General features: G+C 64.1%; 14 protein-coding genes. 6 read left to right on the top strand and 8 right to left on the bottom strand.

From position 1 onward, the window contains the following. Window positions 1–140 precede the first annotated feature (140 nt). The 4 genes from AK81_RS23350 to AK81_RS23335 all read left to right on the top strand — a co-directional run bounded on the left by AK81_RS23350 (window position 141) and on the right by AK81_RS23335 (window position 6,864). Complete coding sequence (locus AK81_RS23350; RefSeq protein WP_043202936.1) at window positions 141–2,573, top strand: TonB-dependent siderophore receptor; 2,433 nt, start codon at window positions 141–143, stop codon at window positions 2,571–2,573. A gap of 142 nt (window positions 2,574–2,715) precedes the next feature. After that, window positions 2,716–3,828 (top strand): PepSY-associated TM helix domain-containing protein, encoded by a 1,113-nt coding sequence (locus AK81_RS23345; protein ID WP_043202934.1) that lies wholly within the window; start codon window positions 2,716–2,718, stop codon window positions 3,826–3,828. Then, window positions 3,825–4,010 carry a hypothetical protein gene (locus AK81_RS23340; protein ID WP_043202933.1) on the top strand — a complete coding sequence of 62 codons (186 nt, stop codon included), beginning with the start codon at window positions 3,825–3,827 and terminating at the stop codon, window positions 4,008–4,010. The genes AK81_RS23345 and AK81_RS23340 overlap by 4 nt, the downstream gene beginning before the upstream one ends. A gap of 67 nt (window positions 4,011–4,077) precedes the next feature. Continuing rightward, window positions 4,078–6,864 (top strand): dermonecrotic toxin domain-containing protein, encoded by a 2,787-nt coding sequence (locus AK81_RS23335; protein ID WP_043202932.1) that lies wholly within the window; start codon window positions 4,078–4,080, stop codon window positions 6,862–6,864. 18 nt (window positions 6,865–6,882) lie between these two features. Here AK81_RS23335 and AK81_RS23330 read toward each other — a convergent pair whose 3' ends face one another. The 8 genes from AK81_RS23330 to glnE all read right to left on the bottom strand — a co-directional run bounded on the left by AK81_RS23330 (window position 6,883) and on the right by glnE (window position 17,003). Then, the gene (locus AK81_RS23330; protein ID WP_043202931.1) at window positions 6,883–8,325 is read right to left on the bottom strand and encodes a lipopolysaccharide kinase InaA family protein; all 1,443 of its coding nucleotides are present in this window, start codon (window positions 8,323–8,325) and stop codon (window positions 6,883–6,885) included. After that, window positions 8,325–9,077, bottom strand: coding sequence for a lipopolysaccharide kinase InaA family protein (locus AK81_RS23325; protein WP_043202930.1), 753 nt, complete (start codon window positions 9,075–9,077; stop codon window positions 8,325–8,327). The genes AK81_RS23330 and AK81_RS23325 overlap by 1 nt, the downstream gene beginning before the upstream one ends. Then, window positions 9,074–9,808 carry a lipopolysaccharide kinase InaA family protein gene (locus tag AK81_RS23320; protein WP_043202929.1) on the bottom strand — a complete coding sequence of 245 codons (735 nt, stop codon included), beginning with the start codon at window positions 9,806–9,808 and terminating at the stop codon, window positions 9,074–9,076. The genes AK81_RS23325 and AK81_RS23320 overlap by 4 nt, the downstream gene beginning before the upstream one ends. After that, window positions 9,808–10,614, bottom strand: a complete 807-nt coding sequence (gene rfaP / locus AK81_RS23315) for a lipopolysaccharide core heptose(I) kinase RfaP (RefSeq protein ID WP_043202927.1) — start codon at window positions 10,612–10,614, stop codon at window positions 9,808–9,810. The genes AK81_RS23320 and rfaP overlap by 1 nt, the downstream gene beginning before the upstream one ends. Beyond that, the gene (locus AK81_RS23310) at window positions 10,611–11,735 is read right to left on the bottom strand and encodes a glycosyltransferase family 4 protein (protein ID WP_043202925.1); all 1,125 of its coding nucleotides are present in this window, start codon (window positions 11,733–11,735) and stop codon (window positions 10,611–10,613) included. Before AK81_RS23310 ends, rfaP begins: the two co-directional genes overlap by 4 nt. Further along, window positions 11,735–12,793, bottom strand: a complete 1,059-nt coding sequence (waaC, locus tag AK81_RS23305; RefSeq protein ID WP_043202922.1) for a lipopolysaccharide heptosyltransferase I — start codon at window positions 12,791–12,793, stop codon at window positions 11,735–11,737. Before waaC ends, AK81_RS23310 begins: the two co-directional genes overlap by 1 nt. Continuing rightward, window positions 12,794–13,843 (bottom strand): lipopolysaccharide heptosyltransferase II, encoded by a 1,050-nt coding sequence (gene waaF, locus AK81_RS23300; RefSeq protein WP_043202920.1) that lies wholly within the window; start codon window positions 13,841–13,843, stop codon window positions 12,794–12,796. It abuts the gene before it with no gap. A 226-nt stretch (window positions 13,844–14,069) separates the two neighbouring features. Next, window positions 14,070–17,003, bottom strand: a complete 2,934-nt coding sequence (gene glnE / locus AK81_RS23295; protein ID WP_043202919.1) for a bifunctional [glutamate--ammonia ligase]-adenylyl-L-tyrosine phosphorylase/[glutamate--ammonia-ligase] adenylyltransferase — start codon at window positions 17,001–17,003, stop codon at window positions 14,070–14,072. A 383-nt stretch (window positions 17,004–17,386) separates the two neighbouring features. On the opposite strand from glnE, the gene aceE reads away from it, so the two are divergent. Both aceE and aceF read left to right on the top strand, forming a co-directional pair. After that, a complete protein-coding gene (gene aceE / locus AK81_RS23290) occupies window positions 17,387–20,032 on the top strand; it encodes a pyruvate dehydrogenase (acetyl-transferring), homodimeric type (protein WP_043202917.1) in 2,646 nt (881 codons plus the stop codon). A gap of 13 nt (window positions 20,033–20,045) precedes the next feature. Further along, window positions 20,046–21,680 (top strand): dihydrolipoyllysine-residue acetyltransferase, encoded by a 1,635-nt coding sequence (aceF, locus tag AK81_RS23285; RefSeq protein WP_043202916.1) that lies wholly within the window; start codon window positions 20,046–20,048, stop codon window positions 21,678–21,680. Window positions 21,681–22,019 lie beyond the last annotated feature (339 nt).

Raw genomic sequence — 22,019 nt, 5'->3', positions numbered from 1 at the left:
GCGGGCAAGCCCGCGAAGAGGCCGGTGCAGGCAAAAACCGGATTTAAATAATTCTCACTTTTTTTCAGATTCTCCCTGTCACTTTTCAAATCTCGCTCGGCAAGGAAGCAGCAAGCACTTACCCGTCGAGGAACCGCCGCATGTCCCGTGCCGTTGATCGTATCCTGCGCCCCAGCCTGATGGCCCTGGCCATCGGCCTGGCTGCCCCGCTGACCAGCCCTGCCTTGTTCGCCGCCGAGCAATCCACGCCGCGCGCCTACAACCTGCCCAGCGCGCCGCTAGCCACCACCCTTAACCAGATCGCCAGCCAGGCCGGCATTGCCCTGGCCATCGACCCGGCACTGGTCAACGGCCGCACCTCGGCCCCGGTAAGCGGCCAGTACGACGGCCTCGGCGCCCTGCAAGCGGCCCTGCGCGGCACTGGCCTGCAGTTGCAGCAAAGCAGCGCCGGTAGCTATAGCCTGGTGGCCGTACCGGATGGCAGCCTCGCGTTGCCGGTAACCACCATCGATGCCGCCAGCGCCAGCGAAAGCGCCTGGGGCCCGGTTGAAGGTTATGTGGCCAAGCGCACGGCTGCGGGCACCAAGACCGATACCGCGCTGGTCGAAGTCCCACGCTCCATTTCCATCGCCACCCGCGAGCAGATGAAAGACCGCGGCGTGCACAGCCTGGATGACGCCGTGCGCTACATGCCGGGCATCGTGTCGGCCAGCTTCGGCAGCGACACGCGGTATGACTGGATGCGCGTGCGCGGCTTCGAGCCCACCCAGTTCCTCGATGGCCTGCCGCTGCCACGCGGCGTGTACGCCAACCCTAAGGCAGAAACCTGGAACCTCGACCGCCTCGCCCTGCTGCGTGGCCCGGCCTCCTCGATCTATGGCCAAACCCCACCCGGCGGCCTGCTGGACATGGTCAGCCGCCGCCCACAAGCCGAAAGCGGGCACGAGATTGAAGTGCAGTACGGCAGCAACAACCACCGCCAGATCAACTTTGCCAGCACTGGCAAGATCGACGATGAAGGCCGCTTCCTTTACGGCGTCAGCGGTGTGATCCGCGACGGCGGCACGCAGATCGACCACATCGACGACAAGCGCTACAACATCGCCCCGAGCCTGACCTGGAACATCGACGAAGACACCACGCTGACCTTCCTCACCCAGTTCACCCGCGACGATACCGGCGCCACCAGCCAGTTCCGCCCCATCCAGGGCACCAAGATCGACATGCCGTTCGGCAAGATCTCGCACCACAAGAACCTGGGGGACCCGGATTACGAATTCTACGACCGTACCTACTACGCGCTGGGCTACGCCTTCGAGCACCGCATCAACGACGTGTGGCAGTTCCGTCAGAACCTGCGTTACACCAAGACAGACCTAGCGTTCCAGACCATCACGCCAGGCAGCTACTACCAGCCCGGTGGCCCGGTGAAAGACGATGGCACTGTAAGCCGCATGTCCACCAACACGGACGAAGACATCAGCCAGTTCGCCGTGGACAACAACTTCCAGGCCGATTTCGCCACCGGCGACATCAGCCACACGCTGCTGCTCGGCCTGGACCATCAGCGCATCAACACCAACTACCTGTCGATCTTCGGCTTCAACGTGCCGGACAGCAACGTCAACAACCCGGTCTACGGGGTGCCGATCACCCGCCCGGACCGCTCCACGGCGTTCTACGACTACAACCAGAAATCCCGCCAGACCGGCCTGTATGTCCAGGACCAGATGGCGCTCGGCAACTGGCGCCTGACCTTGGGCGGTCGTGAGGACTGGGTACACACCGGCACCAAGTATCTCAACCAGGGTGATGCCACCAATACCCAGCGCGACAAGAAGTTCAGCGGCAACGCGGCCATCAGCTACGTGTTCGATTCGGGCTTCGTGCCGTACCTCTCGTATGCCGAGTCGTTCCAGCCTGCCAGCAATGCCAGCGCTTCTGCGACCGAGTCGTTCAAGCCGACCGAAGGCCAGCAGTGGGAGTTGGGCGTCAAGTACCAGCCACCGGGCTCCAACACCCTGCTGTCGGCAGCCGTGTATGACCTGACCCAGAAAAACGTCTCGGTCACCAACAACGTGGGCGGCGTAACCGTCACCAGCCAGACCGGCGAAGTGAAAGTCCATGGCCTTGAGCTTGAAGCGGTTTCCGACGTTACCGAAAACCTGAAAGTGATTGCCGCTTACACCCTGGCCAAATCTGAAGTGCAGGACGGCATCTACAAAGGTAACCGCCTGCAATTGATGCCTAACCAGCAAGCCTCGGTATGGAGTGACTACACCTGGCACTCCGGCGTGCTCGACGGCTTCGGCATCGGCCTGGGCGCGCGCTACACCGGCAATACCTACGGTGACCAGGGCAATACCTACCTGGGCAAGGCCAAGGCCTACACCGTGTTCGATGCGTCGGTGCATTACGACCTGGGTCGCCTGAACAGCAGCCTGAAGGGCGCGTCGGTGGCGGTCAATGCCACCAACCTGCTGAACAAGGACTACCTCTCTACCTGTGACTCGTACTACTGCTACTACGGCGATGAACGCAGCGTAGTCGCCAGCGCCACTTACAAGTTCTGAGTGAGCTGGGGGCCGCTTTGCGGCCCGTTCGCAGCACAAGGCTGCTCCTACAAGGGATCGCATACCCCTGTAGGAGCAGCCTTGTGCTGCGAATGGGCTGCAAGGCAGCCCCAGGTTCCAACAGACAAAAATCGGTACCGTGATGAAAAGCCTAACCATCCGCCGCTGGTCCGTGGTCCACACCTGGAGCAGCCTGGTCTGTACCCTGTTCCTGTTGTTGCTGGCACTCACCGGCCTGCCGCTGATCTTCCACCACGAACTCGAACACCTGCTCGGCGACGCCCCCGAACTGCGCGAAATGCCGGCAGGCACCCCGCACCTCGACCTGCAGCAACTTGTACTGAAAGCCGAACAACACCGCCCCGGCGAGGTGGTGCAGTACTTCGGCTACGAAGAAGACGAACCCAACGGCGTTGTAGCCATCACCGCCGCCACCGCTGGCACCGACCCCAACCTGTCGCACACCTTCATGCTCGACGCCCGCACCGGCGAAGCAGTGGCCATGCCGGCTGCCAATGGCGGCTTCATGATGATCATGCTGCGCCTGCACGTGGACATGTTCGCCGGCCTGCCCGGCAAGCTGCTGCTGGCCTTCATGGGCGTGCTGTTCATCGTCGCGATTGTCTCCGGCACCGTGCTCTACGCGCCATTCATGCGCCGCCTGGACTTCGGCACCGTGCGCCACGAAAAGTCCCGCCGCCTGCGCTGGCTCGACCTGCACAACCTGCTCGGCGTGGTTACCCTGGCGTGGGCGTTGACGGTGGGCGTGACCGGTGTGATCAGCGCCCTGTCCGACCTGGTCATCGCCGCCTGGCGCAATGACAGCCTGGCAACCATGGTCGCGCCCTACCGCGATGCCCCGCCGCTCACCGAGCGCGCGCCAGCCACGCGCCTGCTGGACATTGCCGAACAGGCCGCCCCCGGCATGCGCCCGGACTTCATCGCCTTCCCCGGTACGCGCTTTTCCAGCGAGCACCACTACGCGGTGTTCATGAACGGCTCCACCCATCTGACGTCGCACCTGTTCACGCCGGTGCTGATCGACGCCCGCACCCTGGCAGTGACAGCGGTAGGCCACCGCCCCTGGTACATGGACGCGATGGGCCTGTCGCAGCCGCTGCATTTTGGCGACTACGGCGGGCGGCCGATGCAGATCCTCTGGGCCGTACTGGACGTGCTGACCATCATCGTGCTCGGCAGCGGCCTGTACCTGTGGTGGGGCAAGCAGCGCAAACCCAGGGAGGCGCGCGCATGAGCCACAAGTCGCAATCCACTGCGCGCCTCTTCGCCTGGCCAGCGCTGATTGCCCTGCTGGGCTTCCTGGGCCTGTTCGCCGCGCTGCTCGGTGACGGTGGCTGGGACGTGCTGGCCTGGGCCGGCCTGGGCCTTCCGGCCTTGCTGAGCCTGCGCGGGTTGTTCTGGCGCCGGCGGAACTAGCCCGCTACCACCCCGCAGCCGCGGGTATTGCCAAGCATGGGGTTTTCCTCAACCAAGGATCAGCCCCATGCGCCCCCTCGAACAGCTGGAACAGATCGACCAACAGATCGCTGACCTGCTTGCCGGCCTCCCGACCCTCGACGTCAAACAGCCCATCACCCCCGCCACCCGCACCTGGCTGCACGGCGAGCTGGCCAGTTTCTGGACCACGGCCGATGAGCAAGGCAACACACCCAGGCAGCAGCTGCTGACACTGCGCAAGGCGTTGATGCTGACCGAGATCGAGTTGCGCCTGGCCGACCAGACCTTGGGCAACGGGCAGGCCCTGCAGTTGCGGGCCTGCCTGGAGCAGCCGCTGCCCTCCCAACGCCGGCACTTGCCCCTGGCCGAACGGCCACAGGTCTACCGCATCCTGCTGGAAGACAGTCGGCCCAACTGGCGCAGTTACCTGCCAGGCACACTGGTCATCGTTGCCAGTACCGCCGAGGGCCGTATGCTCACCGCTGATGACTCCGCTGGCAGCGCCTTGCTGTGCAGCCTGTCACAGGGTATCGAGGCCTTCGATTCCCTTGCCGCACTGCACAAAGAGCTCTGCGAACGCCTGGAAGACCCTCTCCAGAGCAGGCCACTGCTGCACCTGTACCTTGATGAACAGGCAGACCGCTCCCGCCGGTCACAACGCCTGCGCTATGACTGGTATGCCGACAGCCTGCTGGAGGCTCAGGTTGACTGGGTGATCGAAGCCCAGCGCCAGCGGTTGAGTGAACCCGCTTTATGGGGCATCGATACAACCGACCAGCACACCCGATTGAACAAGGCCATGGCGCTTCTCCACGAAGTCGGCGCCAAACCTGTTCTGCAAACACGCTACTCGCAGTTGCTGGAAAAGAACCTGCCAAACTGGCTGCGCAATACCTCCGCGCAAGGCTTGAGCCATATCATGCAGACCATGCAGGAGCTGGTGGCAACCGCCGAACGGGCTGCTGCCCCCGGGGTGCTGAGCCTGAACGATTTCAAGCAACGCCACAGCCTGCTGGCCTGGGCCAATGCCCGCCTGCGCGAACGCCTGAGCCATGACCTGTACTACCACGCAGACCCTCGCGACATTGAAGTCAGTATCGTCCGCGCCCGGCGTACCGGCGCTGTCATGCATCCCTTCGCCACCTCCTCCTATGTCACCTATACCGGCATGCAGCGCGTGGGCAATGAGATGGTGGAAATGGTTGAGGAACGCAACACGCTCGAGCAACTGGCGCTGAAGAACCTGCCATGGTTCGACACCGACTACTGGCTTACCGCGCGCGTGGTCCATGCCCAGGGGAGTGCGATGCCAGCCGGGCTCACGGCGCACTATGTGAAAAGCATGATCCGCGAACTGAACGTGGGCGACAGCTACGCAAAGTACCTGCATACCCAGCTCATCAGCTCCAGAGCCGGCAAGTGGCGCCAGGCCGCACACAGCCGGGTAAACCTGGCGCGCATGCGTGCAGAAGCCGTCAAGGCGCGCCATGCCGGGCACTTCGGCGATGACCCTTTCGAGCATGGCTACAACTGGGTGTGCGCAGTGCTGGACCAGCCGCACAATGCCTTGCGTGCCCCGGTAGCGGGCTGCCCGGTCACGGTTCGGCAATTGAACATCATGGGCCATACCCTGCAGGGCGTGCTGCTGCTCAATAGCACCCCCTACAAGTCCCAGGCATGCGTGTTGTATACCCCGGACGCCCCGGACCGCAGGGCCTGGCGCCGCTTTCGCACCACCCGCGAGCTGCTTCGCACCTTGCGCCAGCGGCCCGGGTTGAAAGCGTACGTGGCGCAGCGCCTGCCATTGCTTCCCGCTGCCACGGTACAGCGCCTGCTGGACAAGGGGCGCCTGGGCACACATGTGCAAACCCCTGCGGTCGACGACGACCTGTTCTTCGTCTACTACCTGGCCGAGGCCCAGGCGCTGATCGCCCAGGCGGATGCCGACAGCATGACCACCCAGGAAGTGAACGCGCAGTCTGTCATCGCGCTAAGCTGGCGCCTGGTGGACTTCATCAGCCTGCTGCTGCCCAACCATGCCCTGATGGCATTGTCGATCGGCCGCATGGCCATCGACATCTGGGACGGCGCCGAGGCCTTCAGGCAGGACGATGCCGAAGGGGTGATGCGACACGCCTACAACGCTCTCAGCTACCTCAATGATGCAGCGATCAGTTATGTAGGCTCCGGCCTGCTGCGACGCTCGTTGCGTGGCATGCCCAAGCAGCCGCCATTGCCGTTGCCCGCGCGCTTCCAGGCACAACCGGACAGCAGCAACCTGCGCTATCGCATAGACGGGATCTACGGTGAAGGGGTGTACGAACAGACCATGGCTTTTGGCGGGCTGTCGCTGTACTTCGTCAAGGACAACGACAACCGCTACTACCAGGTCAGCTTCGACGGCTACCGCTGGCGGGCCATTGACCCTGATCAGCCGGATGCCTACCTGCAGCAGCCGATCAAGCGCAAAGCAGACGGGCAATGGGTAATCGACTCACCGGTGCATTGGTACGACGGGCTGCCCGACCTGACGCAGTTGCTGCAGGACTGCTACCTGCAAGCGCCCCTGACGGGCACGCCGCTGAACATCGAACAGGGGCTCTACCAGGCTGACGATCAGCTGTACCTGGCGCTCAAGGGCGGCCAGTTACCTGTGCGCGGCCACTTGCTGCCGGACCGTTATCACTTGCAGATTGCGGTTGCCAGCAACGCTGGTGTGGTGCCATGGGCGGTGCTGCGCCACGAGAACAGCCAGTGGCTGATACGCGTTCGCCAAGCCGGGCGCAGCAGCGACTGGCTGGCATTGCCAGATCAGCCACAGCCGGCCCGCTAAATGCCCGAACCGGGCGCCCTAGTCGCCCAGCTTCGGCAATAACCGGTCCAGCCGCTGGTGCAAGGCACTGCCACTCGGCCAGTTGCGCAACAGCCGCGCCCGGTCACGGGCGTAGGCCGGGGCAAAGCTGAGCTGGGTAGCGTGCTGGCACATGGCGTCGAGGTCGATCAGCGACCACTGGCCATTGTCCCAGAACAGGTTGTGGCCCTTGAAGTCGCCATGGCTGATGCGTTCGCGAATCAGCTGTTGCATCACATGCACCAGGGCATCCACCTGCGCCTCGGGCGCATCGCCGTTTTCGACGAAGGGCGCGAAGCACGCGGTCAGGTCCGGGCCATCGACGTACTCGGTCACCAGGTAGGCACGGCTGCGCAGCCCCATCACCCGTTGCTCCAGCACCGCCAATGGCTTGGGCGTGGCGATGTCGAGAAACTCCAGGCGGTGGCCTTCGATCCACGAATGCCAGGCACGGCTCGGGCGCCAGAAGCGCTTGAACCAGTGCGCGGTGTTCTTGATGTTGTAGCGCTTGAGCACCAGCTGGCGACCGTTCACCTCGATGCGCGCCACACTGGCGGCGCCACCGGTCTTGTACAGGTGGCCCTTGTCGATCAGCGCATCGGCCTGCTCCAGCAGCGGCTGCATGGCGTCGACTTCGCTGCGGCGGATCGCCTGCAAGCCCGAGAGGCTGCGCTGCACGCTGAACAGGCTGCATTCGCGCCCGGCCTTTTCCAGGTAGTCCTTTTGCCGCCAGTTGCGCACCTTGTCCACCTGCTTCTGCAAGGCTTCCAGCGGCAGTGCGTGCTCGGCATTGGCCAGCAGGTAATGCACCAGCAATTCTTCGATGAACGGCTCCAGCCGCTTTGGCAACTGGGCGAAGAACACCCCGAGGTTTTCCAGCACACGCGGGCGTGACAGCTGTTGGCCGGGCGTCTCGGCCTTGATGCCGGCGCCGTCGATCAGGTACAGCTTGCCGCCGTGGCGCAGCAGGTTGTCCAGATGCAGGTCTTCCTGCCAAAGGCCCTGGGCGTGCATGTGTGCGACCGCAGTCAGCGCTTCGCCCAGCACCAGGTGTTGTTCGTCAGCCAGCACCGGCAGGTTTTCCACCGCCGCCCAGGCATCGGCCAGGCTTTCGGCGCCGTCGAGGAATTCGAACAGCAGCCAGCCGCCCTCGCCTTCCTTGAGGCCGTCGGCCAACAGTTTTGGCGTGGTCAGGCCTTGCTCGGCCAGCAGCTTCACACCTTGCAGTTCGCGCTGGAAATGCCGGGCGGCGTTACCGCCCACCAGCAGCTTGGCCAGCACCGGGGTACCCCGCCACACGCCGGCGCCAACATAGCGCTGGCCCGGCAACACGCGCAGCAGGCTGAGCAGTTGCAGCTCGGCGCTGCCGGCGGCATCCGCCAGGGTGATGCTCAGGGGCAACGTCGGGCTGCGCCCGGCATCCTTCAGTTCAGACAAACGCATCAGCGGGCCTCTTTTTCACGACGGCGTTGCGTCAGGCGTTGCAACCAGGTGTTGACCAGCGTGCTGTCAGCCGGCTGCGCCAGGTAGGTCGCCAGCATGGTGCGCACATCGGCCTCGCTCCAGGCCGGGGCGCGGCGCAGCAGCGGCTCCAGGTCCTTGAGGCGGTCGCGCATGCCGAACAGCAATGGCCGGGTCTTTTCCAGGTCGATCAGTTGCGCGTCCCAGCCTTCACGGCGCTGGCGCAGGAAAATGTGCTTGGGGTAGAAGCAGCCATGCACCTGGCCGGCGCTGTGCAGGGTGCGCGCCAGCTGGCCGCACGCCTGCAGGATGCCATTGCGTTCGGCATCGCCCAGCTGTGGCCACTGGGCCAGCAGGCTGTCGAGGTCGGCCCACTCGTCCAGCGCGCGGGTCATCAGGATGGCCCGGTGCTTGCCGCCCTCCTTGCGCTCGCCATAGAACACCGCCTGCAAGGCCGGAATGTGCCGCTTCTGGTAGCGGCTGATGTTGCGAAATTCGCGGGCGAAGGTGGGCTCGCCAAACGGCCGGTGCAAGGTGCGGGTCAGGTAGTCGCTCTGGCGCTTGAGGTAGTAGCCCTTGCCCTCGAGTTCCAGGCGGAACACGCTGCTCCAGCCGCCACGGCCGGTGTTGGGTTCATCCACCGCCTCAAGTTGCAGTGCCCACAGCGCCTCGAAGTCGTCCAGGCCATGGCGTTTGAGCAGCGCGAGGTCCGCGCTGGCCAGGTAATCGGTCATTCCCTTCCCTCGAAAAAGCCCAACACCTGGCGAATGCGCTTCTTGTCGCGCTCATTCAGCCGGTCGCGGCCACGGTATTGCAGATAGAAACGCAGGCGCTGGGTGGCCGACAGGTGGTATTTGGCCACTTTGTCCAGGCACGCCAGGTCCTTGATCATCCGGTGCCGCCACATGAAGCCGCGCCAGAAGTCGCCGGTGGGGCAGTCGATGAAGAATAGCGTGCCCTGGTCGTCGACCAGCAGGTTGCGCCACTTCAGGTCATTGTGCGCAAAGCGGTGCTCGTGCATGACCCGGGTATGGTGCGCCAGCTGACGGCTGAGGTGGTCGACCCAGGCCCGGTCGGCCAGGCGTGCATCGTTGCGCTCGGCCAGCGCCGACAAGTCTTCGGTGTTCGGCAGCTCGCGGGTGATCATGGCACCGCGACCAAAGGCCAGGCCCTTGCGCTCCAGGCCCCAGGCCACCACTTCGGCGGTAGGGATGCCCCACTTGGCGAACTGCTTGAGGTTCTGCCATTCGGCCTTGATGCGCGGCCGGCCCAGGTAGCGGCGCATGTGCTTGCCGGCCCCGGTGTAGCGCTTGACGTAGTAGTTGACCCCATCACGCTCGATGCGCACCACCTCGCTGAGCGGGTCGCGGGTCAGGCGTTCGCCTTGCAGGGCGAAGACCGCATCAAGGCTGCCGAAGTCCGCCGCCAGGTGTTCGTAACCTGGCGCCAGTGTCCAGCCCGCCATCAGAGCGCATCCCCATAGCGTTGCTTGCGGTCGTAGAGTTTCTGCGCCTTGCGCTCCAGCCAGGCGAGCAGCTGCGCTTCGTCCTTGAGGACTTGCCGCAGCGGGCGCTGGAAGTAACCCCGCAAAAAGCGCAGCTTGTCGCGCTGGGTCAGGCCGATGTCCAGCGCCGAGAAGTACAGCGCGGCCAGGTCCTTGTCACGCCAGCGGCGGCTGATTGTCGCCCGGGTCTGGGCGCGGTGCAGGTCGATGACCGACAGCCTGAAGTCATCTGCCGTCACCGGGCGGTCGGTGTGCAGCAGGAAATGGCAGATGTAGCAGTCGCGGTGGTTGACCCCGGCGCGGTGCATGCCGCCGGTCATCTTCGCCACTTCGGCGATCAGCGCACGCTTCAGGCGCGGCTCGGGCGGCTGCCTGACCCAGTCGATACTGAAGTCTTCCAGGCTGATGGTCGGCGCCAGCTCTTCGGTGATGATGAACGAGTGCTGCGTGGCCGGGTTACTGCCACGCTCGCCATAGGCAACTGCGGTCATGGTCGGCACACCCACTTCGTGCAGACGCTGGATGGCCCGCCATTCCTGGCCGGCACCGAGCACCGGCAGCTTGGCGGTGAACAGGTTCTTGAAAACCTCGCCCCAACCGATACCGCGGTGGATCTTGACGAAGAAACCCTCGCCTTCCACCACGGTACGCAGCGTGCGACGCCCTTCCAGCTCGCGATACACCTCGCCTTGCAGCGCTTCTACGGCATCGAAGGCATCGCGCCCAGCCCACAGGCGCTTGAACGGTTCGGCCAGTATCAGCTTCATGCAGGCTCCTGCCCCAGGATCACATCGGCGGCATGCTGCGGCATGCTGTACAGGTCGGCGGTTTCAGCAAACGCCAGGCCGTTGCGCGACCAGCTGGCACGCGCCTGCGGGTCTTCGAGCATGCGTTGCAGGTAGCCGTTGAGCTGGTCCTGTTCGAATGGCTCGTCCAGCACCAGGCCGCAGTCGGCCTCGGCAATGTAGTGGGCGTAACCGCACACCTTGGATACCAGCACCGGCAGGCCAGCCACCAGCGCTTCAAGCAGCACGGTGCCGGTGTTCTCGTTGTACGCCGGGTGAATCAGCAGGTCGGCACCCAGCAGGAAGCGCGGGATGTCGCTGCGGCCCTTGAGGAACTGCACCTGGTCACCCAGGCCGAGGGTGGCGCTCTGCAACTGGAACACCTTGGGGTCGTCCTGGCCGATCACCATCAGCTTCGTGCGTTTGCGCAAGGCCGACGGCAGCGCGGCCAGCGCCTTGAGGCTGCGGTCCACACCTTTGGTCTTGAAGCCCGAGCCAATCTGTACCAGCAACAGGTCGTCATCGCTCAGGTTGAATTCCTTGCGGAACTCGGCGCGGATCTCGGCGGCATTGGCCGGCGCACGGCGATCCTGGGAAATGCCCGGCGGCAGCAGGTGGAAGCGTTCCACCGGGGTGCCGTAATGCTTGATGAACAGCGGCTGCTGCACCTCGGAAATCATCAGCACTTCGGTGTGGGCGTCCTTGGCGAACACCGCACGCTCGTACTCGGCAAAGTGCCGGTAGCGGCCCCAGCGGCGGTACAAGCCGCCGCGCAGGGTCTGCGCCTTGTCTTCGAAGCAGCCGTCGGCGGCGTAGTACACGTCCAGCCCCGGCATCTTGTTGAAGCCGATCAGGCGGTCGACCGGGCGCTTGGCCAGGTCGGCGGCCATCCAGGCGCTGAGTTTCTCGTTGCGACGGTGGTTGAAAATCGCCTTCACAGGCGCCACCAGCACTTCGAAGCCAGGCGGAATGTCACCCTCCCAGATCAGCGTGTACACACGAATCTGGTGGCCCCGCTTCTGGCATTCCAGGGCAATGCGCATGAAATCGCGCTGCAGCCCGCCGAAGGGGAAATATTTGTAAAGCACGAAAGCCAGTTGCATCAACGGACATCCTCAGCCAGCAGCAACGCGCTCAAGCGGCCCGCCACATGCTCGGGATTCAGGCGAGTGAAGCACAGCGGCCACTCGCGTTTCAGATCGAACCGGCGCAGGTCGTCGGCGCTCGGTTTGTAGGTGCACTTCTTCTGCAGGCAGGGAGCGCAAGGCCAGTCACTGGCCTGGTGAATCTGGGTCCGTCCGTAGGCGCCAGTCAGGCCCGGGTTGGTCGGGCCGAACAGCGAAATGGTCGGCACATCAAGTGCCGCTGCCAGGTGGCCAAGGCCGGTATCGACCGCCACACAGGCCTTTGCCGCCGCCAATACACGCGCAACGCCGGCAAGGTTCAATTTGGGGAGCACCTGGCAGTTGTTCAAGCCCTGTGCAATGCGCTCGGCCCGCGCCTTCTCGGCCGGGTTGCCCCAGGGCAGGCGCACTTCCAGCTTGCGCCGGCCCATGCGCTCGGCCAGCTCGCGCCAGTAGGCTTCAGGCCAGTGCTTGGTCGCCCAGGTGGTGCCATGCAGAAACACCACGTAAGGCGCGGCGGGCGGCAACTGCAGGCGCTCCAGGTCCAGCCCGTAGTCGCCAATGCCTTCTGGCAAGTCGTAGGCCAGGGCCATGGCGAACAGCTGGCGCACCCGCTCCACCGCGTGCTGGCCGGTGGCAACCGACAGGCGCCGGTCATAGAAGCGGCTGGCCCAGCCTTCGCGGGCCGAGAAGCGGTCCAGGCCGGCGACCGGGGCCTTCACGTAGCGGGTCAGCCAAGCCGACTTGACCAGGCCCTGGGCGTCAATCACCAGGTCGTACTTGCGCTCGCGCACACGCTGCTTGAACGCCTTCCACTCGCCGCTCTTGAGGGTTTGCCAAAGGTTCTTGCGCCAGCGGCGGATGGCCACCGGGATAACCTGGTCGACCGCAGGGTGCCAGCTGGGGATTTCGGCGAAGCCTTCCTCCACCACCCAGTCGAAACGGATGCCCGGGATGGCATGGGCGGCATCGGTGAGCGCCGGCAGGGTGTGGATCACATCACCCAGCGACGAGGTCTTGATGATCAGTACCCGCACTTAGTCGACCTCGGCCACGGTATCGATCAGGTCCGGCCCGCTCAAGCTGTGCAGGGCGGCGATGACCTTGCCCGGTTCCAGCAGGCGCAGGCAATTGTAGTGGCCGAAGCGGCAGGTACGGTCGAAGCATGGGCTGCACTCGATACCGGTACGCACCACCTCCACCTGGTCGGCCAACGGCGGGGTAAAGCCGGGCGACGTCGAGCCGTACACCGCCACCAGCGGGCGGTTCAGCGCGGCGGCCACGTGCATCAGGCCGGAGTCGTTGGACACCACGGCATGGGCACAGGACATCAGGTCGATGGCCTCGGCCAGCGAGGTTTCACCGGCCAGGTTGGACGATTCTTCACGGAAACCCGGGATCAGCCGGTCGCGGATCTGCTCACCGACCGGGTGATCGTTCTTCGAGCCGAACAGCCACACCTGCCAGCCCTGGCGGATCATCGCATCGGCCACGGCAGCGTAATGCTCGACCGGCCAACGCTTGGCCTCCCCGAACTCGGCGCCAGGGCACAGCGCCAGCACCGGGCGGTCCAGCTCCAGGCCGAACTTGGCCAGTGCAGCATCGCGGCTTTGCGCTTCGATCTGCAGGCTGGGGCGCGGGTACGGCTGCGGCAGCTCGGTGCCGGGCGCGTAGGCCAGGGCCATGAAGCGCTCGATCATCAGCGGGTAGCGGGCTTTGTCCAGCTTGCGCACATCGTTCAGCAGGCCGAAGCGCAGTTCGCCGCGCCAGCCGGTACGCTTGGGGATGCCAGCGAAGAACGGCACCAAGGCCGACTTCAGCGAGTTGGGCAGGAGGATGGCCTGGTCGTACTGGCCGACCAGGGATTTGCCGATGCGCCGACGCGTAGCCAGCTCCAGTGCGCCGTGGCCGAGCGGGAAGCTCAAGGCCTGGCGTACCTCGGGCATACGCTCCAGGATCGGCCGGCTCCACTCGGGCGCCAGCACGTCGATCACGCAGTCGGGGTGCTGCTGTTTCAGGCACTGGAACAGGGTTTGCGCCATCACCATGTCGCCGACCCAGCTGGGGCCAATGATCAGTATTCTCATGCTTAGTCCAGAAACGCTCGGGGAGGCTACAGGCTGCGGTACAGCCTGGCCTCCCCTCTTTATATTCAGGCTATGTGGCGGACAGTGTACCACCGGTGGTGAGGCATGAGCCTTTGGGGCTGCTTTGCAGCCCATTCGCAGCACAAGGCTGCTCCTACAGGGGAACGCGATCCCTTGTAGGAGCAGCCTTGTGCTGCGAATGGGCCGCAAAGCGGCCCCAGCAATCTCAAGTCAAACCCAATTCACCCCAGATCCGCCGCACTTCACGGCGTTCATCGGCAAACTGTGTCGCATCGATCACCCCGGCCTGTTTCTGCAGGGCCTGGCGGTGCGAGGCCGAGCGGAACGCCTTGTACACTTCACGCAACAGCACCGCGTCACTGGCCGGCATCAGGCTCGCCTGCTCCAGCTCTTCCAGAATGCGGATGTTATCGGTCCATCGGAGTATGGCCGGATGGTCGTGAGACCAGGCCAAAGCGGCGTATTGCACCATAAATTCGATATCGACGATACCGCCGGCATCCTGCTTGATATCGAACGGCACACCGGCCTCGAAGGCGTTGGCCGCAGTACCGGCAGCCGTGGCCTTGGTACCGAGGTTGCCGCGCATCTTGGCGCGCATTTCACTCACTTCGGTGCGCAGTTTTTCCAGGTCACGTGCCTGGCCCAGCACCTTGGCGCGCACGCCTTCGAACGCCGTGCCCACCTGCTTGCAACCCACCAGCACGCGGGCCCGCACCAGGGCCTGATGCTCCCAGGTCCAGGCTTCGTTCTGCTGGTAGCGCTCGAATGCGCCCAGCGAACTGACCAGCAACCCGGAAGCACCCGACGGGCGCAGGCGCATGTCCACGTCATACAGCTGGCCCGAGTTGGTCTGGGCGGTCAGCAAGTGAATGATGCGCTGGCCCAGGCGGGTGAAGAACTGCGCACTGTCGATGGGCTTGCTGCCGTCGGTTTCCGCGTGCGGGTCGCCGTCGTGGATGAACACCAGGTCCAGGTCCGAGCCATGGCCCAGCTCCAGGCCGCCGACCTTGCCGTAACCAATGATGATGAACCCTGGGTCGCACAGGCTGCCGTCACTGCGCTTGGGCTGGCCGTGGCGGGCCACGGTCTGGCGCCAGGCCAGGGCCAGCACCTGGTCGAGGATGGCTTCAGCCAGCCAGGTCAGGTAGTCGCTGACCTTCATCAACGGCAGGTTGCCGCTGATTTCCGATGCGGCCACACGCAGGCTGTGGGCCAGCTTGAAGTGGCGCAGCGCTTCCATCTGCTGCTCCAGGTCGTCCTCGGGAATGCGCGTCAGGCGTTCGCGCAACTCGCTGGCCAGCTCTGGGGCCAGTGGCGGGCTGAACAAGCGGCCTTCATTGAGCAGTTCGTCGAGCAACAGCGGGTACAGCGCAATCTGCTCGGCAATCCACGGGCTGGCGGCGCACAACGTCAGCAGACGGCGCAGGGCGCCCGGGTTTTCGGTCAGCAGTACCAGATAGGCAGAACGCCGCGCCACGGCCTCGACCAGCGGCAACACACGCTCAAGTACCAGGTCAGGGTTGTCATGCTCCACCGCCTGGGCCAGCAGCCGCGGGATGAAAGCATCCAGGCGCTCACGGCCGATACGCTGCATCGAGCGCAGCTGTGGGCTGGAGCGCAACCCGGCCAGCCGTCGCAGGGCTTCGACGGGCTGCTTGAAACCGGCCTCTTCCAGCTGCCGGCCAGCGGCTTCCTCGTCCTGCGCCTGCTCCCACAGCGGCGACCATTCGCCGCCCACCACCAGTTCGCCCTCACCGTCTTCGTCATCCGGGTCAGCGATCACCTGGCGGAAGTGCCAGTCGATACGGCCACGCCAGTACATCAACTGGTCGTGGAAGCTCTGCCAATCGGCAAAGCCAAGCATATAGGCCACCCGCGCCTGGTCGGTCTCGCTTTCCGGCAGCATTTGCGTCTGGCGGTCGGCGATGGCCTGAATGGCGTGCTCGGTGTAGCGCAGGAACTCATAGCCCTCGCGCAGCTCGGCGACCACCGCTGGCGGCAGATAACCCTGGCCCTCGAGGGTTGCCAGCACCTTCAGCAACGGCCGCTGCTGCAGGCTGAGGTCGCGCCCGCCGTGGATCAGCTGGAACGCCTGGGCGATGAACTCCACCTCGCGGATGCCACCGGCACCCAGCTTGATGTTGTCGGCCATGCCCTTGCGCCGCACTTCCTGCTGGATCAGCTGCTTCATGGTGCGCAGCGCTTCGATCGCAGAAAAGTCCAGGTAACGGCGGTACACGAACGGCCGCAGCACCTCCTGCAACTGCGCCCCGGCGGCCTGGTCGCCAGCCACCACCCGCGCCTTGATCATGGCGTAGCGTTCCCAGTCGCGGCCCTGGTCCTGGTAGTACTGCTCCAGGGCATTGAAGCTGAGCACCAGTGCGCCGGCCGAGCCATAAGGGCGCAGGCGCATGTCGACGCGGAACACGAAGCCGTCGACGGTGACCGGGTCCAGCGCCTTGATCAGGCGCTGGCCAAGGCGGGTGAAGAACTCCTGGTTTTCCAGCGAGCGCTTCACCCCTTCGGTTTCGCCACCCTCGGGGAAGCCGAAGATCAGGTCGATGTCCGAGGACAGGTTCAGCTCCACCGCCCCCAGCTTGCCCATGCCCAGCACCACCATGTGCTGCGGCTGGCCGCTGCGGTTGCCGATGGGCGTGCCGAACTGCTGGCAATGGCGCGGGTACAACCATTGGTAGGCTTCGTCGATGGCGGCATCGGCAAGGTCCGACAGGTCGCGGCAGGTTTCGCCAAGCTCCGCCTGACGGGTGATGTCGCGCCAGATGATGCGCAGCTGCTGGCGGTTGCGCGCGCGGCGCAGGTTACGCGCCAGCTCGTCGTCGCTCTGCGCCGCCTGGGCGGCCGCAGCAATTTGCCCACGCAGCTCGCCCGGCGCATAACGCCGCTCCAACTCGCCGCTGGCCAGCAGGTCGAACAGCATGGCCGGCTCACGCTGGGCCAGGCCCAGAACAAAGTCGCTGGCTGCAGCAACCTGGTCGAATTGTTGCCGGTGCACCGGGCTCCAGGCATTCAGGTCGAGTTCGGCGTGAGTGGCCACTGCATCGCTGAGGAATTGCTGGTTGCGAGCGACCAGCGGCTGGAGGGTGGCGGGCAGATCGGACGGCAAAGGCAGGCGCATGGTCTATCCTTGATCGGCGTGAAATAGAAGGGAAAAAGCGGCCAAGGGGAAGCCGGACCACGGTTGGACTGTCATACAAAAGTTGGAAATAGCTGAAAAAAACGAAAACTTGGCAACAAACATCAAGAAGCACCCGTTCGCGTCACAATGCCAACCACCATGAACGTTTTTCCTCACAAGCCAAGGTGCGACCAAACGTCGCAGAAATGTAGTTTTACTACTACTCATGTCGTGTAAAAGCATGAAATGCGCAAGCAAATGTAGTAAAACTACACGGCGCCGGAAGACACCCCGGTAATCCAAGAATTCACGACGTCTGCCCATAAGGCCAGTCGCAACTTCAGGCAATCGATTCTGGTTGCCTTTCCGCCCTGGAGCAAGCCATGCAAGACCTCGATCCAATCGAAACCCAGGAATGGCTGGATGCCCTGGAGTCGGTCCTCGACAAAGAAGGCGAAGACCGCGCTCATTACCTGATGACCCGTATGGGCGAGCTGGCCACCCGCAGTGGCTCCCAGCTGCCGTATGCGATCACCACGCCATACCGCAACACCATCCCTGTCACCCACGAAGCACGCATGCCTGGCGACCTGTTCATGGAACGCCGCATTCGCTCGATGGTGCGTTGGAACGCCCTGGCCATGGTCATGCGCACCAACCTGAAAGACTCGGACCTGGGCGGACACATCTCCAGCTTCGCCTCCAGCGCCACCCTGTACGACATCGGCTTCAACTACTTCTTCCAGGCCCCGACCGAAGAACACGGTGGCGACCTGATCTTCTTCCAGGGCCACGCTTCGCCGGGCGTCTACGCTCGCGCCTTCATGGAAGGCCGCATCAACGAAGACCAGATGAACAACTTCCGTCAGGAAGTGGACGGCAAAGGCCTGTCTTCGTACCCGCACCCATGGTTGATGCCTGACTTCTGGCAGTTCCCGACCGTATCGATGGGTCTGGGCCCGATCCAGGCTATCTACCAGGCCCGCTTCATGAAGTACCTGGAAGCCCGTGGCTTCATCCCGGCCGGCAAGCAGAAGGTCTGGTGCTTCATGGGCGACGGCGAGTGCGACGAGCCGGAATCCCTGGGCGCAATCGCCCTGGCCGGCCGCGAGAAGCTGGACAACCTGATCTTCGTCATCAACTGCAACCTGCAGCGCCTCGACGGCCCGGTTCGCGGCAACGGCAAGATCATCCAGGAACTCGAAGGCGTGTTCCGTGGCGGTGGCTGGAACGTCAACAAAGTGGTCTGGGGCCGTTTCTGGGACCCACTGCTGGCCAAGGACACCAACGGTGCCCTGCAGCGCCGCATGGACGAAGTCATCGACGGCGAGTACCAGAACTACAAAGCCAAAGACGGCGCGTACGTTCGTGAGAACTTCTTCAACACTCCAGAACTCAAGGCCATGGTCGAAGACCTGTCCGACGACGAGATCTGGAAGCTCAACCGTGGCGGCCACGACCCGTACAAGGTCTACGCGGCGTACCACCAGGCTGTGAACCACAAAGAGCAGCCTACCGTCATCCTGGCCAAGACCATCAAGGGTTACGGCACCGGTGCTGGCGAAGCCAAGAACACCGCGCACAACACCAAGAAGGTCGACGTCGACAGCCTGCGTCACTTCCGTGACCGCTTCGACATCCCGGTCAAGGATGCCGACCTGGAGAACCTGCCGTTCTTCAAGCCGGAAGAAGGTTCTGCCGAAGCCAAGTACCTGGCCGAGCGCCGCGCAGCCCTGGGTGGCTTCGTACCTCAGCGCCGTGCCAAGAGCTTCAGCGTACCGACCCCATCCCTGGAAACGCTGAAAGCGATCCTGGACGGCTCGGGCGACCGCGAAATCTCCACCACCATGGCCTTCGTGCGTATTCTGGCGCAGCTGGTCAAGGACAAGGAAATCGGCCAGCGCATCGTTCCGATCATCCCGGACGAAGCCCGTACCTTCGGTATGGAAGGCATGTTCCGCCAGCTGGGCATCTACTCGTCGGTCGGCCAGCTCTACGAGCCAGTCGATAAAGACCAGGTGATGTTCTACCGCGAAGACAAGAAGGGCCAGATCCTCGAGGAAGGCATCAACGAAGCCGGCGCCATGTCGTCGTTCATCGCTGCCGGTACCTCGTACAGCTGCCACAACCAGCCGATGCTGCCGTTCTACATCTTCTACTCGATGTTCGGCTTCCAGCGCATTGGCGACCTGGCCTGGGCCGCTGGCGACAGCCGCACCCGTGGCTTCCTGATCGGCGGTACCGCCGGCCGTACCACCCTGAACGGTGAAGGCCTGCAGCACGAAGACGGTCACAGCCACCTGATGGCGGGCACCATCCCGAACTGCCGCACCTTCGATCCTACCTACGGCTACGAGCTGGCGGTGATCATCCAGGACGGCATGAAGAAGATGACCGAAGAGCAACAGGACATCTTCTACTACATCACCGTGATGAACGAATCCTACCAGCAGCCAGCCATGCCGGCCGGTGTCGAGGAAGGCATCATCAAGGGCATGTACCTGCTGGAAGAAGACACCCGCGAAGCCGCGCACCACGTACAGCTGATGGGCTCCGGCACCATCCTGCGCGAAGTCCGCGAAGCCGCGAAGATCTTGCGTGAAGAGTTCAACGTCGGTGCCGACGTGTGGAGCGTCACCAGCTTCAACGAACTGCGTCGCGACGGCCTGGCCGTTGAGCGCGCCAACCGCCTGAAGCCTGGCCAGAAGCCACAGCAGACTTACGTCGAAGAATGCCTGGCCGGCCGCAAGGGCCCGGTCATCGCCTCTACCGACTACATGAAGCTGTTCGCCGAGCAGATTCGCCAGTGGGTGCCGAGCAAAGAGTTCAAAGTCCTGGGTACCGACGGTTACGGTCGCAGCGACAGCCGCAAGAAGCTGCGTCACTTCTTTGAAGTCGACCGCCACTTCGTGGTACTGGCTGCCCTGGAAGCCCTGGCTGACCGTGGCGAGATCGAACCCAAGGTTGTGGCTGACGCCATCGTCAAGTTCGGTATCGACCCGGACAAGCGCAACCCACTGGACTGCTGAGGAGTATTTTTAAGTGAGCGAACTCATTCGCGTACCTGACATCGGCAGCGGTGAAGGTGAAATCATCGAGCTGTTCGTCAAGGTCGGTGACCGTATCGAGGCTGACCAGAGCCTGCTGACCCTGGAGTCCGACAAGGCCTCCATGGAGATCCCGGCCCCCAAGGCCGGTATCGTCAAGGAACTGAAGGTCAAGCTGGGCGACCGCCTGAAAGAAGGCGACGAGCTGCTGGTGCTGGAAGTCGAGGGTGCCGCTGCTGCGGCGCCTGAGGCTCCGGCCGCGGCCGCTGCCCCGGCAGCTGCTCCAGCGCCTGCCGCCGAAGCCGCGCCTGCGCCTGCCGCAGCCCCGGCTGCTGCCAGCGTGCAGGACATCCACGTGCCGGACATCGGCTCGTCGGGCAAGGCCAAGATCATCGAAGTGCTGGTCAAGGTCGGCGACACCGTCGAAGCCGACCAGTCGCTGATCACCCTGGAGTCCGACAAGGCTTCCATGGAGATCCCGTCGCCATCCGCTGGCGTGGTCGAAGAAGTACTGTGCAAGCTGGAAGACGAAGTCGGCACTGGCGACCTGATCTTCAAGCTGAAAGTGGCGGGCGCTGCCCCGGCTGCTGCTCCGGCTCCGGCCGCTGCTGCACCGGCCAAGGCTGAAGCTGCCCCGGCAGCCGCACCTGCCGCTGCCGCCCCGGCTGCTGCCCCTGCTCCGGCTGCTACCGCACCGGCTGCAGGCAACAACGCCAAGGTTCACGCAGGCCCGGCCGTTCGTCAGCTGGCCCGTGAATTCGGTGTCGAGCTGGGCGCTGTCGCTGCCACCGGCCCGCACGGCCGCATCCTGAAGGAAGACGTGCAGGTTTACGTCAAGGCGATGATGCAAAAGGCCAAGGAAGCTCCGGCAGCCGCCGGTGCAACCGGTGGCGCTGGCATCCCGCCGATCCCGGTAGTGGACTTCAGCAAGTTCGGTGAAGTGGAAGAAGTGGCCCTGACCCGCCTGATGCAGGTCGGTGCCGCCAACCTGCACCGCAGCTGGCTGAACGTGCCACACGTGACCCAGTTCGACTCCGCCGACATCACCGAGCTGGAAGCCTTCCGCGTTGCGCAGAAGGCCGTGGCCGAGAAAGCCGGCGTGAAGCTGACCGTGCTGCCACTGCTGCTCAAGGCCAGCGCCTTCCTGCTCAAGGAAATGCCGGACTTCAACAGCTCGCTGGCGCCAAGCGGCAAGGCCATCATCCGCAAGAAGTACGTGAACATCGGCTTCGCCGTGGACACCCCGGACGGCCTGCTGGTCCCTGTGATCAAGAACGTCGACCAGAAGAGCCTGCTGCAACTGGCTGCCGAAGCCGCTGCACTGGCCGAGAAGGCGCGCACCAAAAAGCTGTCGGCCGACGACATGCAAGGTGCCTGCTTCACCATCTCCAGCCTCGGCCACATTGGCGGCACCGGCTTCACGCCGATCGTCAACGCGCCGGAAGTGGCTATCCTGGGCGTCTCCAAGGCGACCATGCAGCCCGTGTGGGATGGCAAGGCCTTCCAGCCGAAGCTGATGCTGCCGCTGTCGCTGTCCTACGATCACCGTGTGATCAACGGCGCTGCCGCCGCGCGCTTCACCAAGCGCCTGGGCGACGTGCTGGGCGATATCCGCACCATGCTGCTGTAAAGCAGCCCGCTGCCCCTCCTTGCGAGGGGCAGTACCCTTTTCGAGCTGCCACGCTCGTACCTCAACCCCGTCAATTGGCGGGGCTTTTTTTGTCTGGATATCTTGGGAGGGCTTCGCCCTCCATCGCGACACAAGGCCGCTCCCACAGGGTACCGCGATCGCCTGTGGGAGCGGCCTTGCGTCGCGAATGGGCCGCAAAGCGGCCCCAAATTCCCCTGCCGAACTACAGATTCCAGCCAAACAGCCGATAACCCTTCCACAGCATCACGCATGGCCGCTTGCCAGCCCTCGGGACATGATGCAACCTTGCCAGATCCACCGTCGCCGCCAGGCTGCGTT

The sequence above is a fragment of the Pseudomonas putida W15Oct28 genome (assembly GCF_000708715.2).
Lineage (GTDB): Bacteria > Pseudomonadota > Gammaproteobacteria > Pseudomonadales > Pseudomonadaceae > Aquipseudomonas > Aquipseudomonas putida_R.
Note: the sequence above shows the minus strand (reverse complement) of the source record. Positions and strands in the feature narration are given on the sequence as shown.

What these genes read in the sequence shown, in the direction of transcription:
- AK81_RS23350 (WP_043202936.1), top strand. Translation starts at nt 141, where the DNA reads ATGTCCCGTGCCGTTGATCGTATCCTGCGCCCCAGCCTGATGGCCCTG.
- AK81_RS23345 (WP_043202934.1), top strand. Translation starts at nt 2,716, where the DNA reads ATGAAAAGCCTAACCATCCGCCGCTGGTCCGTGGTCCACACCTGGAGC.
- AK81_RS23340 (WP_043202933.1), top strand. Translation starts at nt 3,825, where the DNA reads ATGAGCCACAAGTCGCAATCCACTGCGCGCCTCTTCGCCTGGCCAGCG.
- AK81_RS23335 (WP_043202932.1), top strand. Translation starts at nt 4,078, where the DNA reads ATGCGCCCCCTCGAACAGCTGGAACAGATCGACCAACAGATCGCTGAC.
- AK81_RS23330 (WP_043202931.1), bottom strand. Translation starts at nt 8,325, where the DNA reads ATGCGTTTGTCTGAACTGAAGGATGCCGGGCGCAGCCCGACGTTGCCC.
- AK81_RS23325 (WP_043202930.1), bottom strand. Translation starts at nt 9,077, where the DNA reads ATGACCGATTACCTGGCCAGCGCGGACCTCGCGCTGCTCAAACGCCAT.
- AK81_RS23320 (WP_043202929.1), bottom strand. Translation starts at nt 9,808, where the DNA reads ATGGCGGGCTGGACACTGGCGCCAGGTTACGAACACCTGGCGGCGGAC.
- rfaP (WP_043202927.1), bottom strand. Translation starts at nt 10,614, where the DNA reads ATGAAGCTGATACTGGCCGAACCGTTCAAGCGCCTGTGGGCTGGGCGC.
- AK81_RS23310 (WP_043202925.1), bottom strand. Translation starts at nt 11,735, where the DNA reads ATGCAACTGGCTTTCGTGCTTTACAAATATTTCCCCTTCGGCGGGCTG.
- waaF (WP_043202920.1), bottom strand. Translation starts at nt 13,843, where the DNA reads ATGAGAATACTGATCATTGGCCCCAGCTGGGTCGGCGACATGGTGATG.
- glnE (WP_043202919.1), bottom strand. Translation starts at nt 17,003, where the DNA reads ATGCGCCTGCCTTTGCCGTCCGATCTGCCCGCCACCCTCCAGCCGCTG.
- aceE (WP_043202917.1), top strand. Translation starts at nt 17,387, where the DNA reads ATGCAAGACCTCGATCCAATCGAAACCCAGGAATGGCTGGATGCCCTG.